Here is a 780-nt window from a genome sequence, read left to right as displayed (position 1 = left end):
ATCGGGAAGCGCTCATGCCATTCGTCACCATGCGGAGTAGCACGGCTGTTCGCGCCGGGAGCCGATGATGTCGGTGCCGGCGCGTGCGCGCCATTCCGGCTTCGACGATGTCGTCGGCGATGCGCCGATCGAAACGCTGGCGAGCGGCTTCGGCTTCCTCGAAGGACCGGTCTGGCATCCCTATGAGAAATGGCTGGTCTTCTCCGACATTCCGGAAAGCCGGATGTATCGCCGCAGTGCCGAGGGCGAGATCGAGCTGTTCCGCGAGCCGAGCCACAAGGCCAATGGCAACACGCTGGACCGCCAGGGGCGGCTGGTCACCTGCGAGCACGCAACGAGCCGCGTGACCCGCGCCGAGCCCAACGGCAGCGCAACAGTGCTGGCCACGCACCATCAGGGCAAGCAGCTCAACAGTCCGAACGATATCGTCGTTGCCACCGGCGGATCGATCTACTTCACCGATCCGGGCTATGGCCGGAGGGAGTTCTATGGCGTGCCACGCCCGCAGGAGCTGCCGTTCCAGGGCGTCTACCGCATCGATGGCGGCGGCGCCCGGCTGACATTGCTGGCCGACGATTTCGGGCAGCCGAACGGGCTGTGCTTTTCGCTGGACGAGTCGCGGCTGTTCATCAACGACACCGAACGCGGGCACATCAGGGTGTTCGGCGTCGAAGCCAATGGCGACCTCAATGGCGGCGCGGTGTGGGCAGTAACCGAGGGCGAGGGGCCGGGAGCGCCCGACGGCATGAAGATCGACAGCCGCGGCAATCTTTACTGCAC

General features: G+C 65.6%; 1 protein-coding gene. It reads left to right on the top strand.

Annotated elements, in window-relative coordinates; genetic code table 11:
* Window positions 1-64: 64 nt before the first annotated feature.
* Window positions 65-780: SMP-30/gluconolactonase/LRE family protein (locus EN925_RS38135; protein ID WP_245487472.1), on the top strand; the 716-nt coding region annotated here is incomplete at its 3' end.

This window comes from Mesorhizobium sp. M7A.F.Ca.US.006.04.2.1 (genome assembly GCF_004022915.1).
Classification (GTDB): domain Bacteria; phylum Pseudomonadota; class Alphaproteobacteria; order Rhizobiales; family Rhizobiaceae; genus Mesorhizobium; species Mesorhizobium ciceri.
Note: the sequence above shows the minus strand (reverse complement) of the source record. Positions and strands in the feature narration are given on the sequence as shown.